Origin of the sequence: Entomoplasma freundtii, from assembly GCF_002804205.1 — a bacterium.
GTDB classification, from domain to species: domain Bacteria; phylum Bacillota_I; class Bacilli_A; order Mycoplasmatales; family Mycoplasmataceae; genus Williamsoniiplasma; species Williamsoniiplasma freundtii.
Window position 1 is genome coordinate 229238 of sequence record NZ_CP024962.1, and the last position, 16672, is coordinate 245909.

At 36.1% G+C, this 16672-nt stretch carries 16 protein-coding genes; 9 read left to right on the forward strand and 7 right to left on the reverse strand.

All coding sequences use genetic code 4. The features are described from left to right. Window positions 1-56 precede the first annotated feature (56 nt). Window positions 57-1781, forward strand: coding sequence for a phosphoenolpyruvate--protein phosphotransferase (gene ptsP, locus EFREU_RS01000; protein WP_100609812.1), 1725 nt, complete (start codon window positions 57-59; stop codon window positions 1779-1781). A 42-nt stretch (window positions 1782-1823) separates the two neighbouring features. After that, window positions 1824-2300 (forward strand): PTS sugar transporter subunit IIA, encoded by a 477-nt coding sequence (locus EFREU_RS01005; RefSeq protein ID WP_100609174.1) that lies wholly within the window; start codon window positions 1824-1826, stop codon window positions 2298-2300. A gap of 44 nt (window positions 2301-2344) precedes the next feature. Here EFREU_RS01005 and EFREU_RS01010 read toward each other — a convergent pair whose 3' ends face one another. After that, window positions 2345-3112 (reverse strand): DeoR/GlpR family DNA-binding transcription regulator, encoded by a 768-nt coding sequence (locus EFREU_RS01010; protein ID WP_100609175.1) that lies wholly within the window; start codon window positions 3110-3112, stop codon window positions 2345-2347. A 148-nt stretch (window positions 3113-3260) separates the two neighbouring features. Here EFREU_RS01010 and EFREU_RS01015 point away from each other — a divergent pair, with 148 nt between their 5' ends. The 6 genes from EFREU_RS01015 (at window position 3261) to EFREU_RS01040 (ending at window position 8759) form a co-directional block, all read left to right on the forward strand. Further along, on the forward strand, window positions 3261-3629 hold the full coding sequence (locus tag EFREU_RS01015) for a DUF2633 family protein (RefSeq protein ID WP_100609176.1): 369 nt from the start codon (window positions 3261-3263) through the stop codon (window positions 3627-3629). Window positions 3630-3704: 75 nt separating this feature from the next. Next, window positions 3705-4556 (forward strand): class II fructose-bisphosphate aldolase, encoded by an 852-nt coding sequence (locus tag EFREU_RS01020; protein ID WP_100609177.1) that lies wholly within the window; start codon window positions 3705-3707, stop codon window positions 4554-4556. 10 nt (window positions 4557-4566) lie between these two features. Beyond that, window positions 4567-5724 carry an SIS domain-containing protein gene (locus EFREU_RS01025; protein ID WP_100609178.1) on the forward strand — a complete coding sequence of 386 codons (1158 nt, stop codon included), beginning with the start codon at window positions 4567-4569 and terminating at the stop codon, window positions 5722-5724. An 8-nt stretch (window positions 5725-5732) separates the two neighbouring features. Continuing rightward, entirely contained in the window at window positions 5733-5981 is a 249-nt protein-coding gene (locus EFREU_RS01030) for a hypothetical protein (protein ID WP_100609179.1), read from the forward strand. Between the two features lie 21 nt (window positions 5982-6002). Continuing rightward, the gene (locus tag EFREU_RS01035) at window positions 6003-6695 is read left to right on the forward strand and encodes a hypothetical protein (RefSeq protein WP_100609180.1); all 693 of its coding nucleotides are present in this window, start codon (window positions 6003-6005) and stop codon (window positions 6693-6695) included. Between the two features lie 87 nt (window positions 6696-6782). Then, window positions 6783-8759, forward strand: coding sequence for a PTS transporter subunit EIIC (locus EFREU_RS01040; protein ID WP_198507960.1), 1977 nt, complete (start codon window positions 6783-6785; stop codon window positions 8757-8759). A gap of 102 nt (window positions 8760-8861) precedes the next feature. Here the strand turns inward: EFREU_RS01040 and EFREU_RS01045 are convergent, their stop codons facing one another. Together EFREU_RS01045 and EFREU_RS01050 are read right to left on the reverse strand one after the other, a co-directional pair. Next, window positions 8862-9584 (reverse strand): YebC/PmpR family DNA-binding transcriptional regulator, encoded by a 723-nt coding sequence (locus tag EFREU_RS01045; RefSeq protein WP_100609182.1) that lies wholly within the window; start codon window positions 9582-9584, stop codon window positions 8862-8864. A gap of 15 nt (window positions 9585-9599) precedes the next feature. Beyond that, entirely contained in the window at window positions 9600-10610 is a 1011-nt protein-coding gene (locus tag EFREU_RS01050; RefSeq protein WP_232673626.1) for a 3'-5' exoribonuclease YhaM family protein, read from the reverse strand. Between the two features lie 114 nt (window positions 10611-10724). On the opposite strand from EFREU_RS01050, the gene EFREU_RS01055 reads away from it, so the two are divergent. Further along, window positions 10725-11483 (forward strand): type III pantothenate kinase, encoded by a 759-nt coding sequence (locus EFREU_RS01055; RefSeq protein ID WP_100609184.1) that lies wholly within the window; start codon window positions 10725-10727, stop codon window positions 11481-11483. Here the strand turns inward: EFREU_RS01055 and EFREU_RS01060 are convergent. The 4 genes from EFREU_RS01060 to EFREU_RS01075 are packed head-to-tail and all read right to left on the reverse strand — an operon-like array spanning window position 11480 to window position 16648. After that, window positions 11480-12700 carry an acetate kinase gene (locus tag EFREU_RS01060; protein ID WP_100609185.1) on the reverse strand — a complete coding sequence of 407 codons (1221 nt, stop codon included), beginning with the start codon at window positions 12698-12700 and terminating at the stop codon, window positions 11480-11482. The genes EFREU_RS01055 and EFREU_RS01060 overlap by 4 nt on opposite strands. Before the next feature lie 4 nt (window positions 12701-12704). After that, window positions 12705-13748: a phosphate acetyltransferase gene (pta, locus tag EFREU_RS01065; protein ID WP_100609186.1), complete on the reverse strand. Its 1044-nt coding sequence runs from the start codon at window positions 13746-13748 to the stop codon at window positions 12705-12707. Between the two features lie 29 nt (window positions 13749-13777). Next, window positions 13778-15670, reverse strand: coding sequence for a dihydrolipoyl dehydrogenase (gene lpdA / locus EFREU_RS01070; RefSeq protein ID WP_100609187.1), 1893 nt, complete (start codon window positions 15668-15670; stop codon window positions 13778-13780). Between the two features lie 15 nt (window positions 15671-15685). After that, window positions 15686-16648, reverse strand: a complete 963-nt coding sequence (locus EFREU_RS01075; RefSeq protein WP_100609188.1) for a dihydrolipoamide acetyltransferase family protein — start codon at window positions 16646-16648, stop codon at window positions 15686-15688. Between the last annotated feature and the right edge of the window lie 24 nt (window positions 16649-16672).

Genomic DNA, 16672 nt, shown 5'->3' on the forward strand with positions numbered 1-16672 from the left:
TGTGGGCACATCGAGGAATAAATAACAGAAAAATTGAATAAGAAATGGGAAAAGACATGAGTAAAAAAATCATTGGAATCGGAGCAAGCGAAGGTCTAGCTCTTGCCAAAGCTTTAGTTTTGGCCGAAACTGAACTTAAAATAACTAAAGAAAAAATCACTGACGAAAAAACTGAACTTGCTAAAGTAGATCAAGCAGTCACTGATTCACTTTTAGAATTAGAAAAACTAAGATTAACTACCCAACAAAAATTAGGTGATGAAAAAGCAGCTATTTTTGAGGCACATAAGGATATTGCTAATGATCCTGAAATGCAAAATGAAATTAAGGATTTAATCAAAACTGAAAAAGTAAATGCCGCTTATGCCATTCATAAAGTAACAAATAATTATTACGAAATGTTTTCACAAATGGATGATCCTTACTTCAAAGAACGTAGTGCTGATATTAAAGATATTGCTAATCGTTTGATTAAGCATGTTTTAGGTTTACCAATTATCGATCTTTCGACAATCAATGAAGAAGTAATTATTGTTGCTGACGATTTGACTCCAAGTCAAACAGCTCAATTAGATAAGAATTTTGTCAAAGGCTTTGCTACTAATATTGGTGGAAGAACTTCTCATGCCGCTATCATGGCTCGTAGTCTTGAAATACCAGCTGTCTTGGGTTTAAAAGTTGTGACCGAAAAAGTTAAAAATCATGCTCTAATTGCCCTTGATGGCGACCAAGGTTTTGTGGAGGTTGATTTATCAGAAAACGAAATTAACACTTTTAAAGAAGCCATGGAAGCTTCGAAAGTTACCAAAGCAGAACTAAATAAATTCAAAAATCGTCCGACTGAAACAGCAGATGGAACTAAAAAATTAATTGAAGGAAATATTGGTTCACCTAATGATGCAGAGGCAGTGATTGAACGTGGTGGCGATGGCGTTGGTTTATTCCGTACTGAATTCCTTTATATGGATAACGATCATTTCCCAACCGAAGAAGAACAATTTGTTGCTTATAAAAAAGTGGCCCAAACTATGGAAGGAAAAGTAGTTGTTATCCGAACTTTGGATATTGGTGGCGATAAAAAATTAAGTTATTATGAATTCCCTCACGAAATGAATCCTTTCTTAGGTTACCGTGCTATCCGTTTCACTCTAGCTGAAAAAGGTATTTTTCGTGACCAAATTCGTGCTTTACTACGTGCCTCAGCTTTTGGAAAAATCGCTATTATGTTTCCAATGATTGCTACGGTTGACGAATTTAAGGCAGCAAAAGAATTTGTAGAACTTTGCAAAAAAGAATTAGATAACGAAAAAATCGCTTACGATAAAAAAATTGAAATTGGAATGATGATTGAAATTCCAGCTGCTGCGGTTCTTGCTGATAAGTTTGCTGAGCATGCTGATTTCTTCTCAATTGGTACTAACGACCTTGTGCAATATTCAATGGCTGCTGACCGAATGAGCCAAAACGTTGCCTACCTTTACCAACCAACCAATCCATCGATTCTTCGTTTAATCAAAATGACAATTGATGGTGGTCACAAACATAATCGTTGAGTGGGTATGTGTGGTGAAATGGCGGGAGAACCTCAAGCTATTCCGTTACTTTTAGGCCTAGGACTAGATGCATTTTCAATGAGTGCTAGTTCAATTTTGAAAGCACGTTCATTGATGTCTAAAATTAATCTTGCTCAAGCAGAAAAACTTGCTAACCAAGCTTTAGAATGTGAAACAGAGGCCGAAGTCCTAAAATTAGTTGATAACTTCATTGCTAAACTTAAATAAAACTTTGATAAAATAAAAAGCAATTAAAAGGAGAATCCAGAAATGTGAATATTTGGAAAAAATAAAAATAAAAACCTTGAAATTTTTGCCCCCGTTGATGGAAAACTAATTTCGCTTGATCAAGTTGAAGATGATGTTTTCAAAGATAAAATGATGGGTGATGGTTTTGCTTTTGAACCACTTAATGGTTATTTTGTGGCTCCAATGGAAGGAGAACTAATTACAGTTTTCCCTACTAAACATGCTTATGGAATTCGTAATAAAAACGGTGTTGAAGTTTTACTCCACATTGGTCTTGACACAGTTAACCTTAATGGTGACGGTTTCAAGAGCTATGTAGCTCAAGATCAACCAATTAAAGTTGGTGATAAACTAGTGGATGTTGATTTGGAAAAAATCCAAAAATCGGTACCGTCAATCAAAACACCTTTAGTCTTTACAAATCAAAGTGGAAGAGAAATCCAAATTTTGAAAAATGGAAATGTCAAAAAGGGTGACTTAATTGCTGTTTTAAAATAAAAAACAAAAAAACTTCCTTAGCAATTGCTAAGGAAGTTTTTTTGTTATCCTAAGTTAACTTCGATTTTGTCTTCTAACTTTTTCAATCATTGTTTGTCAATTCCTTTATTGGTAATCAATTGGTCAAAATCCGTGATAGGAACAATTGAGTGAAAACCTTGACCACCAAATTTCGTTGAATCAAAAATAACGATTTTTTGATCACATTGGTCCAAAACCTTTAAATAGGTTGGCGTTTCTTCACTATTATCATTATAAATATTTAGCTCTTCATCGATATTAGTCCCGGTGAAAAAGCCCTTCGTAAAATGATAATGGTTTAAGGTTGATAAAGTTTCTAACCCCACAAAAGCACTGCTACGGTGACGATAAGTACCACCCAAAAGGATGACTTTTTTGATATTTAAATTATTTTTTGCAAGGTTAAAAATTTCTAAACCATTAGTGACAAGAGTGTTTAATGGTTTATTGATTGCTCGTACCACTCATTCATTTGTCGTTCCGGGAGTTAGAAAAATAATATCGTCTGGTTGTAAAATTTTGGCAGCCGTTTTGCCGATTTCACTTTTAAGATCTTGATTGTGGTTTTTCTTTTCCCAACGACTACGTTCGATAGGACTTACTGATGTAAAAGTAATTGCTCCTAAATCAATTGAAATATAGCCATCTTTGGCGAAGTTTTGTAAATCGCGTCGCGCAGTAATATTTACAATACCTTTTTTCGCAGCGATTTCATAAAATTCCTTGGTTGTTAAAATATTTCTATTTTTAATTTCAGCCAGGAGGTAATCTTCTCTAGTAGATTTATCCATTAATTTTTAAGGCTCCTTTAATTGCTAAGTTGAACTAGAGAAGATTATATTTCAAAGTTCCACTTTTTCCAAACCTCTTATTTAGTCTTTTTGAACTTTGCTTTTCTGCTTTTTATTATTACAATCAAAACAAAAAAGGAAATTGAGAATGATGGTTGTAAATTTTTTTTCAAATAATGTTGTAGGCAAAGAGTATGGTATTGAATATCTTCCGTGGTGAGTAATCTTTTTAATTGCCTTGGGAATTTTACTATTGGCAATGATTCTTCCGTGAAATCATTGAAAACATAAACGCCAAGCGAAACAAGAAACTAAAGTTCTTGACGCCCCGAAGGAGTCAACAAAATTAGTAAAAGTATTAGAAAAACCAGGAAGTTGTTCAATTTGCAAAAAATTTGAAAATAAAATTTTGGATTTAAATGGCATTTCTAAAGAACATGAAAGCTTGGTAGAGGCCCGTAAACACGGCTTCAAACACAAAGGGTGCCTTCATGAATTTGAACCTTGAGAGAAATAGGACCAAAAGCAACAAAAAAAGTAGTGATAATTTTTTATCAATTTTGTTATTATAAAAATGAGTCTGAGGAGAACAATGAAAACAAGTTTTAAAAAAGAATTGTTGAAAGCTCGTGAACTAGGTTATGCGGTACCTGCTTTCAATTGAGACAATTTAGAGATGTTAAAAGGAATTATTGAAGCAGCAGAGAATCTACAAGCGCCAGTAATCTTAATGGTTACGGAGTCCGCGGCCAAGTATATGGGAGTCGATTATGCAATCGCTCAGGGTTTAAGTGCTGTTTCTCAAGCTAAAGTACCAGTTATTTTGCATTGAGATCATGGCTTTGACAAAAACCTGATTAAATATGCCATTGATGCTGGGTTTGATAGTGTCATGCTAGATGCATCTCAACAACCATTTCACTTAAATGTTGCTGAAACTCAAGAAATCGTTGCGTATGCACGTGCCAAGGGAGTTGAAGTTGAAAGTGAGATTGGCCATGTTGGTGGTAAAGAAGATGACCGTAATTCCAATAATGGTGGTTACACCGACCCTCACGAGGCTCGCCAATTTAATAATCTAACACAAGTTGATGCCTTAGCTATTGCTGTTGGAACTGCCCATGGGCTTTACAAAGGAAAGGTAAATCTTCAATTTCACTTAATTGAAGAAATGGCACAAACCATTGATACCCCGTTGGTTCTTCATGGGTCAAGTGATGTTCCTCATGAACAACTCTCTCAAGCAATTGCTAAAGGTATTGCCAAAATTAATATCGGAACTGATTTAAAAGTGGCTTATGCAGATGCCATAAAAAATTGGTTCCAAAATAATCCAGATGGGTTTGATGCTCGTAAATTTGGACGCTCAGGTATTGATGCAGTGCGCACTGTAGCCGAAGCAAAAATAAAAGCGTTTAACGCAGCTGGTAAAGCATTAGAATAGGAATTTTAGCATGTTATTAAATTTTAGTCATGAAGATTTAGTTGCTAACAAAGGTTTAGCAACTCTCACTGAAATCACTCAACAACCTCAAGTTTGAGCAGAAGTATTAACCTTAATAGAAAACCAAAAACAAGTTATCGAAAACTTTTTAGCGACACACTTAACTCCGGATACGCAAATTATTTTTACGGGAGCTGGAACAAGTGAGTTTGCAGGAAATGTTCTTTATCTTGACCTCATCAAAAAGGGCTATGATGCAAAATCAATTGCCACCACTGACCTTGTTACCCATCCCACCCATTTCCTAAATTCCCACAAACCAACCTTGCTCGTATCGTTTGCACGTAGTGGAAATTCTCCTGAATCGGTCGCCACTTACAATATTGTGCAACAATATGTCACAACAGTTAGCAACTTAGTAATTACTTGTAATAAGGATGGTGCTTTAGCCAAAATAGCCCAAATTAATAAAAATGATTTAGTCCTTTTAATGCCAGAAGTTTCAAACGATAAGTCTTTCGCAATGACTTCGAGTTTTACAGGAATGATGGTTGCTGCTTGACTTATATTTGATTTAGTGAACTTTGTTACTAACAAAAATCATTTAATTCAAGCAATCAAGGAAATTGATTGCAATTTAAAAAATAACTTTTTGAAATTAGAAAATCTTGCCAACCAGAAACATGAACGGATTGTTTTCCTTGGTGGCGGTATCCTTAAAGGCATTGCGGAAGAATCGGCCCTTAAGGTTTTAGAACTTAGCGCTGGTGAAGTAGCTACTTTCTTCAACACCCCCGTTGGTTTCCGTCATGGACCAAAGTCAATTTTAAATGATAAAACAATTGCCTTTGTGCTTATGAACCGTAATGAGTATGCGCGTCGTTATGATTTGGATCTTTTAAAAGAGTTGGCTACCCAAAACCAATTAAATCAAGTGATTGCTATTGATTGCTTCGATGCCTCACAAGTATCGAGTTTAGTGCAAACTCTGAGCTGCCCTTTATCAATTAATGATGACTTTTTAATGGGTTTAAACTATGTTACTCAAAGCCAAGTTTATGCTTTTTATAAATCATTAAGTTTAGCCAAAACCCCCGATAACCCTTGACCCTCAGGACTTGTTAATCGCGTCGTCCAAGGAGTTATTATTCATGAATTCAAAGCGTAATTAAAATAATGGATTCACAACATATTTGGTATTTAATCGGGGCGATTGCCACTTTTATTGGTTTATTCTTTTTCGGGATTGGCTTATGGTGACAAATTAAGATGAAGCATTATGAACAAAAGAAACATTTCGTTAGTCAAAATGGACGCGGAATAAAAGATTACTATAATGTTTTTATTTACTATATCTTTGCTTTTTGCTTAACTGCTGATTTTTTAGGATTTATCTTATTGATGACTCTTTTGTTTAAAAGATAGAACAGGGATGAGGCGACAATTATGTGAAAAATTTATTTAGTCACCCCTTTGCTCAGTAAGCAGTTTAATCCTCAAACTTTAATTATTTCAATAGTTTGTACTATAGTTTTTATTGCTTTAATGGCCACCATGGCTTTGTTGACAACTGGTAATAGACATCGCAAAATTTATCAGGAGAGTCAGGAAATAATCGCCAAAATTTCCGCAATTGACCCATTAGAACCAATTGTTATTAATCAGCCTACTGCCTTAGTTTCTGAAGAAGACACTAATCTCAATTTTCCCGATTCATCGCAAAAGTCAATTTCAATCCCTATTCGAGTTTTTGCTAAAACTCTTGATCAGTTTGTTTTACCAAAAACTGAATTGCCACAAACTAAAATTAACCATAGTCTTGCGCTCCTTGAAGGCTTCGTCGATGCTAAAAAAAGTAGGGAGCCCGTTGCCTTTGTTGATACTAAAATGGAAATTTTTCCAGATTTTGTATCGTTTACTCGAGAGGCCGACACATTCGTAACAACTTTTGATAGCCTCTTTTATTGTCGAATGTGAATTGATATTCAAACTAAGAGCCTAATTTTTAGTTTTGTGACCTATGATGACCAAATAAGCCCTAAATTCCAATTTTTTAATTATGAAGATTTGAAAAAATTTCATGATTTTGTTTGAAAGCAAAAAACACAAAATATTACGCCAGTAATGAAAAAACAATAAAAATTTCTCGTTTTTTTGTGATAAAAATTTATCATTTTTGTCCAATCTATGTTTACAATAAAACTATGAAAGGATAAGAATTTAATAATGAAAAACTCTTTAAACAAAGAGCAAAGTTCACTTCAAAAATTTCATGTTAAGCCCTTTAGTAAAGAAGGCCACAAGAAATTTTGATCTGACACTTTGTTAAAGTTGCAAAACTTAGGGAAAGCACTTTTATATCCAATTGCTATTCTCCCCTTTGCTGCCTTATTGAATCGTTTTGGTGCTTTGGCTATTTCGTTAAATCCAATTGCAGAAGACGGCACTAGAAATGCTGGAAACTGAATTGGCTTTATCATCCAAACTCCAGGTAAGATAGTTTTCGATAATTTAGCTTTATTTTTTGCAATCGGTACGGCCTTTGGTTTATCCAAAGATAACCGTGGGGAAGCAGCCCTTGTCGGAGCTGTATTGTACTTTGCGTTAACCGGATTTTTAGCTGAAAACGGTTTAGCCTCACTTTTCTATAAGAACGTTTTACAAATGGAATATTATGTTCAGGATGCTGATGGTAATTATCATCTCATCAAAGGACTATCGCAATTATTTTATGTTCCAACTTACGGCAAAATCTTGGTGCCGGGGGCAGAAACAGAAACTTTAGAAAAAATTGGTGGACAATTCATCCTTAACATTGGTGTTGTTGGTGGAATTACTGCCGGTTGCTTTACCGCTTGACTTTACAATAAGTACAGAGATATTAAACTACCAATGTACTTGTCGTTCTTCGGTGGACGTCGTTTTGTACCAATGGTGGTAATGTTAATTTCATTACCATTAGCATTTATCTTCGCTATCATTTGACCTTGAATCCAATTCGGGTTAGTAAAACTTGGTCAAACTTTATCATCGGGAGATGCTTGAGCGGTCCCTGGGGCGTTTATTTATGCCTTAGTTAACCGTTTCACCCAACCATTTGGGTTGCACCACATTATTAACACTTTCTTATGATTCCAATTACCAGTGCAAGGACCTATTCTTGATCCAATGACTGGAAAAATGGTTTTAGGAGCTGACGTTATTCCTCCAGAAGTTTGAGAAAGCGCTGGCACAGAGTTGATGAAACATTTAAATGAAATTGCCGGTAGTTGAAAAAATCTGCCTAATGGTGGAATCACTGGTGACAATTTTAAAGATTACTTCACTTATCGACCAAATCTAGTAAGTGATGTAATTCTATCGATGGGTAATGGAACTTATGCCGTCTTTGGAGATATCAATGCTTTCCAACAATCATTGTTATCAGGTAACTTCCAAACTGGTTACTTCCCAATGTATTGAGGAGGTTTACCAGGAGCAGCCTTAGCAATGATTATGGCTTCCAAGAAGGAAAACCGTAAACAAGTTACTGCCTTCCTTGGAGGAGTCGCTGTTGTTGCCTTATTAACAGGAATTGATGAACCAATTGTGTTCGCCTTTATCTTCGTTGGACCAATCCTATGAGTTTATAATGCTGTCTTCTGTGCTATCTTTGCATCTATCGCAGTTGCAATGCATATGCATATTGGATTTGGCTTCTCGGGTGGTTTAATTGACTACATTATTTCATTCCCAACTTCATGAGGAATGAGTAAATTTGAAGGACTTGCTAATGGTAATGCTTATGGTGTGTTATCTAACCCACTATGAATGCTATTGCTTGCTGCACTAATGTTCCCTCTATATTACTATTCATTCTACTTTACAATCAAAAAAATGGATATCAAAACTCCAGGTCGTGATGATCAACCTACTAATATCCAAGCGATGTCAAATAAAACAGACCAAAAATCTGGTGATAAGTACTCAATCATGGCTAACGAAATTATTCGTTTAGTCGGAGAGGAAAATATCGTTAAAGTTGATAATTGCGCTACTCGTTTAAGACTAACCGTTAAGGATAATAAAATTGGTTCTGACCAAGAATATAAAAACCTTGGGGCTTATGGTGTTAAACGCTTAGGAGATGAAGCTTTACAAATTATTATTGGAACTGACGTTGAGCATGTTGCTAACAAAGTTCACGAAATAACAAATAAGTAGGCTTTGATTGTTTTTAGAAATCTATTGGCTTAAATCTAATAGATTTTTTTTATATAAAAATTCCCCCTTTGAATGAAAAGGGGGAATTTTTATATTTGTTTTTTACAAAGCTACATTATGATAAACGTTTTGAACATCCTCCAAATCGTCTAATTTATCCAAAAGGCTTTGGAAATTTTTGGCATCCTCGTCACTAAGAGTCAATGGCGTATCAATGGGAACCATCCTGGTTTCGGAAACGACATAGTTTTTTACACCTAAGTTATCTAAAACTTTTTTAGTCGCCGCATAATCCTTAAATGGGGCGTAAACTAACGTCAAACCGTCATCTTCTAAAACATCATCAACACTAGCAGAAGCCATCATCAATTCTTCGAGAATTTCGTCAAGTTCTAAATCTAATTGTCCATTTTCAAAAACAAAAATCGAGGCTGGTTTAAAAAGAAAACTGACCTTTCCTTCGGGATTACCATGGTTTTTATTTAGAACTTCTCGAATCAAGGCAGCGGCACGGTTAACATTGGTCGTTAATGAATCAATAATAATTGCACTTCCCCCTGGTCCCAAAGCTTCATAACGGTTGGTAACATAACTTTCAGCATCACTACCTTGAGCCCGTTTGATTGCCCGTTGAATAACGTCACTTGGAATTTGTTGCGATTTCGCTTTTTCGATTAAAGCACGGAGCTCTAAATTGGCTTTTGGATCTGGTCCACCCCTTTTGGTGGCCATATAAATTTCTTTGGCTGCACGACCATTAGCAGCAGATTTTTTTGCGGCAGTTTTTGCCATTGAGGCTGCGCGCACTTCATGGGCTCTTCCCATATTTTTCTCCTTTAATTATTTTTTGGTTTTTGCTTTTACTTTGTCAAAATGGTGATAAAACATCTTGTTATCTTCACTTGGCAATTTTGGTGTCCAACTAAAGAGGTTAACTTTACTTATTTCTTCATTCGTTCGGTAGATTCGAGCATCTAGATTATCGAAGGTCGATAAGATAACCGCTTCAATTGTATGTGGTTCAACTGGTGATCCAAAGTCATGCTTGCCATGACTAGCAAGGATGAGATGTTCTAGTAAGGTAACTGAGGCGTTTTGACGGCCATTCTCATAATCAATAAAACCTAACTCATGAGCAGCTTGGACTACTTGAGAATTACCTAAGGAAATATGTCCAATTAATTTTCCTTCTAATGAATAATCATTAGCACCAATGTTATTAATTTCCACCACCTTACCAAGGTCATGAAGAATGGCTCCTGCAATCAGAAGCTCTCAGTCAATATTGGCATAACTATAATTATCACGAATGGCTAGAATATTTTTGACTAACGTATAACTATGTCAAAACAAACCACCATGAACGTTATGATGAATAAAGATTGCTGCAGGGTATCTTAAAAATTCTTTCTCATATTTTTTTAAGAGGTGTAAAGTCACTTTACGATAAACTTCATTTTCAAAACCACCAACAAGCTTCTTGAAATCTTGATAATGTTTTTCAACATCAAGAGGAGCTTTGACAAAAAAATCGTCGCTTTTAAAACCAAATTTTGTCAAATCGTTTTCCGTTAAAACAGCATATTCATTTATTTTTAATTGTAATTGACCACGGTATTCACTAGTCACGGCTTTGGTTAAATGAATGTACTGATTGGGTACGAGGTGTTCTTTATCGTAGTCATTAACCATTCATCTTCTTGCTTCTAACCGACCACTAGGATCCACTAAATTCAAAATTAAATAATTTTGGCCATTGGCTCCAGATAATAAAGTGGCTCTTTCTATTCTTACTAAAAGTTCTAAATCATTTTCATTGGCTTTTAAATCATGAAGTTTTTTCATCGTCATCCTTATCCTTTTAATTTTAACGTTTTCAACATTTTTAATCTACACTTCCCTCTGACTTTCATTTTTGATTTAGAATGAGTAAATTAAAGATGACTACCAAAAAGGAGAAAACTTATGAAGGTAATATTAATCGATGCCGGGAATACAACAATTGATTGCCGCTTCTTCCAACAACAAACCAAAAAAATTAAGAAAGGTCTTCGAGTCTTAACTAATGACTTCTTAGCTATGACTCCGCGGGATTTCTTAGATAAATTAGCCATTACTACACCTGAACCAGTTTTTTTAGCTTATTCTAGTGTTGTCCCAAATTTTAATCAATGATTGACTGATTTACCCCGTTGAGTCAACGTTTTCAATATTCGTGATTCATCGTTAATTAATAATAAGGATTTTGACTTTGATTGAGAAAGACTAGGGAGCGATTTTTTGGCTATGTTTTATGCCCGCGAATGGACTAATGCCGTCTTGATTAATTGTGGTACCGCTTCGACCATTAGTTTTATCTCTCAAGGAAAATTTCAAGGAACAATCATTACTCCTGGAGTAACAATTGGTTTAGAGGCTTTAATTAATAAAGCTGCCTTACTTACGCCCGGAGCTTATAAATGAGAAACAGCTCTTTTTGGCCAAAATACTCAGGTTTCTTTAGGAATTGGTTGTGTTAATGGTCATTACGAAATGTTAAAGTCACTTGCTACTAAACAAATGACTATTAAATCGGAAATTGTGTTCACAGGAGGTAACGCGATTTTATTCCAACCCGGTTGAACTCAGGATGGTTTTGAATACCAAGAAGATTTAATCTTTGCAGGACTTATTTATTTATCACAATCAGCACTCAAAATTGCTAATAACAAAATAAAAAACTAAACAAGGTTGTTTAGTTTTTTATTTTGAGAAGTCATTAATTTAATTGTTTCTTGAGCAATCATTAATTCTTCATTAGTACGTACAACATAAATCGGAATTTTAGAAGTAGGTGCCGAAATCTTACTTCATTCCTGATATTTTTCATGATTAGCATTATTATCTAAGACAAGATTTAACAATGGCAAATTCATGATGATGCTTTGCCGAATTAATGGTGAATTTTCACCAATTCCAGCAGTGAAAACTAGGGCATCGATAGGCTCGCCAATCCTATTAGCCATTGTCACAATAAAGTCTGCAGCAATTTGCACATACTTTTCATAAGCTAAACTTGGCAATTTAGTCCCCTTTTTTCATTCATTTTCAATATCACGCATATCACTTGAAAATTGTGAAAGTCCTAATAGACCAGATTTTTTATTGAGCAAATCGGTGACTTCGTCAAGATTTAAATTGAGCTCTTTACCCATATAAGCCAAAATAGAAGGATCAATATTGCCTGAACGCGTTCCCATCATTAAACCAGCTAAAGGTGTAAAGCCCATGGTAGTGTCAAAAGATACTCCCTTTTTAATAGCAGCAACACTAGCCCCATTACCAAGGTGGCAAACAATTAAATTAAGTTTGTGACTTGCCTTGCCGGTGATTTCTGCCATTTTTTGGGTAATAAACTGGTAACTAATGCCATGGAAACCATATTTCCGTACTTGGTGATTTTGGTATCACTCGTAAGGAACGGGATAAATGAAGTTGACTTCTGGAATTGTCTGGTGAAAGGCGGTATCAAATTGTGCTACGAGTGTTGCTTGAGGAATCACTTTTTCAAAGGCTTCAATAGCGATAAGGGCGCCAGGGTTATGCAAAGGCGCCAATTTGGCTGCCTCTTTAATAATCATTTTTGTTTCTTGGTCAATAATAATTGGTTTAGTGATTTTATTTGTACCATGTACTACACGAAAACCAATACCTTCAATATCGGTAGGTTTATTAATTAATTGTAAGTTTTGTAAACTAGCGATAATGGTCTCGACAGCTCGTAGATGGTTGGGAAAATCGTGTTGTCAAGTGTCTTTTATCCCATTTGCCTTAATGGTTAAGCTACCATCTAAACCAATTCGCTCAGCTATCCCCTCTGCTATAATCTCCAAATGCCCTTGAACTACTTTATAAAGTCGGAACTTGATTGAACTACTTCCTGAATTCACTACTAAAACCATTTTATTACGAACTCCTTTGTTGACAACCAGATTCTTGTTGACTTTCATCTTCTAAGTGAGGGGAATTTTTGGCAACTTGTTTTGTTTGTTGCGCCTGAAAAGCAGTAATTAAAGCTGTCTCGTAAATATCGGCTAGTTCTGCCCCCCGGCTTAAATCGTTAACAGGTTTATTTAAACCTAAAATAAAAGGTCCGGCAGCCTTAAAATTAGCTAACCGTTGAGCTATCTTGTAACCGATATTTCCTGACTGCAAATCAGGGAAGACAAAAATATCTGGATGGTTTTTCGTAATTTTAGTTTCCGGTGCTTTTTTTAAACGGATATTTTTGTCAAAAGCAGCATCAAATTGTATTTCACCATCAAAAACAAAATCTACAGATGGATCTTTAGCAAGGATTTTAGCCGCTTCTTGCACGTTATCGACTTGAGGCCCAAAACCTGATCCTTTTGTTGAATAACTTAAAAGAGCTACTTCTGGTTTTGTGATACCGAGTTCGTTGGCAAACTGGGCTCCTAATTTAGCAATTGTAGCTAATTGTTGTGGATTTGGAACCACATTTAAAGCGCAATCTGTAAAAAGGTAATTTTCATTTTCTCGTCGCAAAATCATCGCGGAAGAAGCTAAAGACAAACCAGGTTGAGTTTTAATGATTTGTAAAGCAGGTCTCAGTGTTTCTGCGGTAGTAAAAGTAAGGCCACAAACCATTCCATCGACTTGACCGTTTTGGCAAAGCATAGCGCCTAAATAGGCCCGGTTTTTCATCAGTGCTTGAGCTTGCTCAAACGTTGTTTTTGATCCCCGAAGGGCCATAAAATCAGTCACAAAAGGTTTCAAATCAATGTCTTCCATTGTGAGAAACTTAATCATTCCATTTAAATCCTGAGGGACTTGGCTTTTAGTTTCAAATAATAACCAAGGAATGGCTATTTTTTTGTTTACTAATTCTTTAGCAACCATTTGAATTTTCTTTTCGTTTCCTTCTGGAAAAACTAATTTCATTTTTGGTCCTTGTTTGAGAAAGGCTTCAATATCGGTGAGTGAATACATTAATAGTTCCCTACTTTACACTTTCTATCCTAAATGTTAATAGCTACCCCTGACCAAAGCGCTTGCGCTGTTTCGCCAATTGCTTCGCTCATTGTTGGATGCGGATGAATTGTATGGGCTAGCTCGGTTATTGTTCCTTCGGCTTCCATCAAAACTGTAATTTCGCTAATCATTTCCGTCGCGCGATTACCAATGATATGAGCGCCAAGAACCTTCCCAAAAGGTTCTTCAACGATAACTTTTGTAAATCCATAGGGATGACCATCAACAATCGCCTTACCAATTGCTGAAAATGGAAATTTATAAACTTTATAATTTATTCCTTCTCTTTGGCATTGGGGTTCAGTTTTACCAACAACGGCAATTTCTGGGTGAGAATAAACACAACTTGGCACTTCGTCATAGTTAATCCGCAAATCTTCGGCACGTGGCAAACCATTTTTTGCAGCGATATGGTTAGCCGCAACTTCCCCTTCATGGCTGGCTACATGGGCTAACATTAAATGCCCGTTAATATCCCCAACAGCATAGATGTTGGGGATATTAGTTTGCCCATATTCATTAGCAACTTTTAAGAAACCACGATTGTCCTTGTCCAATGCTAAATTATCAAAGCCTTGAAGAACTGGACCTCGACCAACTGATTCTAAACAATAATCGGCACTTAATTTGTGTTCTCTACCTTCATGCTCAAAAATGACATTTTTGTCCTCAATTTTGACGATTTGTGCATTAGTAATAATTTTCACGCCGTATTTATCTGCTAGGAGTTTAGTCATTTCTTGAGAAATATCAGGGTCAAGCATTTCTAAAATTGTTGGTAATCCCTGCAATAAAGTTACTTCAGCACCGAAATTGCTGAAAAGACAAGCAAATTCTACCCCGATTACTCCACCACCAATAATGATTACCTTTTTAGGCACTTTTGGTAACGATAAGGCTTCGGTTGAATTAATTAAGAAACCTGCTTTTTTAGCTTCAGAAAAACCCGGCAATGGTAAGGTATTTGGTTTTGAACCAGTTGCGATAACTAAGTTGGCACCAGTATAAACTTTGTCATTAACCTTGATTGAGTGGTTATCCACACTTAGCGCTTCACCCTCGATATGGTCAACCTGATTTTTCTTTAAGAGGTACAAGACGCCATTAGTCAATTTTTCGACAACATCGTTCTTACGTTTTTGGACAACGGATCAATTTAAAGTTACTTTATTGTTATCACCTAGTTCGACGCCAAAAGCTTCAGTCTTCTTGCGAGTTTGCTCATAAAGTTTGGCTGATTTTAATAAAGCTTTAGTAGGGATGCACCCTACATTCAAACAAACTCCACCATATTTATCCTTTTCAATTACAAGGGCCTTTAGTCCTAATTGGTGCGACTTAATGGCGGTAGTATAGCCACCTAAGCCACCGCCGATGACAATGACATCGTAGTCATAAGTTGTCTTTTGTTCTTGGGGAATTGCTTGACTTTCCTGTTCTTGAAGTTTGTCCGTTTCCACTTCTGGATTTGTTGTTGGTTTATTATTTATTGGTTGTTGAGCCCGAGGCGGTAGAAGATCGTTAGAAACTGGTGTTGAACCAACTACACTAGCGTTTTCCTCAACATCAACCATCGGACTTACAGATTTTGTGGTTGCAGTTTCTTGCGATTTATTTGTATCCAAACTAGCTTCAACATTTTTTTGACCATCATCAATTTCCATTACTACGTCACCGACTTTAATTTCTTGGTCAGTTTGGATATTAATTTTGGCAATTTTTCCAGATGTGGGCGCTGGAATTTCAGAATTAACTTTATCTGTTTCAACATAAAACAAACTATCCCCTGCTTTAACAGTGTCGCCAAGTTTGACAAGGACCTCAACTACTTTCCCCTCGGTTAGACCTTCACCGATGTCTGCAAATTTTACTTTATACATAACTAACCTCTTTCTTTAAATAAATAATGTAATAGGATTTTGGAGAAAAGTTTCCATTTTTAAAAGAAACCGTCCCGCATCGGCTCCGTCGATTATACGGTGATCCGCTGTTAAAGAAAAAGGCATCATGTAGCGGGGGGTTGGACTTAAATCATCAGGATTTAAGTAAATTGGTTCACGATGCATTGTGCCAACACCCAGGATAGCGGATTCAGGAGAATTAATTAAGGGAGTTGCAAAATCCAAACCCACGGCTCCAAAGTTTGTGATTGTAAATGTACCTTCACTCATTTCTGATAGAGCAAGTTTTTTTTCTTTAGCTTTGTTTGCTAATGAACTAATGGCTTGTGCGATGGCAAAAATAGAAAGTTGGTCTGCGTCTTTGATGACTGGCACCATTAAACCATCGGGCGTATCGACAGCGATGCCAATATTAATATTTTTAACATAGTGGATAGCTTTATTAGCTTCATCAATTTGGGCATTAACATTCGGCATCTCTTGCAGGGCTTTGGCAGCTGCTTTCACTAAAAAAGCTAAATAGGTAAGTTTGGTTCCTTGTTTTTGAGCCTCGACCATTAAACTCTTTTTCATGGTGACTGTTGGTGTAATATCCATTTTTTTCATTCCTGTAAAGGCTGCATTTGTTTGGTGGCTATAGGTCATGGCCTTCATGGTAGCTTTGCGAATCCCTGACATTGGTTTTGCTTCAAAAGTTAATTTGGTGGAAACTACTTTTGCTGAGGGAGCATTTGGATTATTAATTGTAAGTGATGGACTTTGGTTATGGGTCTGACCTGAACCTGAAACAAGATTATTATCTTGAGTGGTCTTGTCATGATTTGCCAAAGCTTCAACATCTTTCACAAGAATGCGTTGATTAGGTCCTGTTGGTGTAATAGTGGCCAAATCGATACCCATTGCGGCTGCTATTTTGCGTGCTAGGGGCGTGGCGCGAACGTTAGATTTTGTTCCCATTGATTATCTATCCTTTCTTTATAA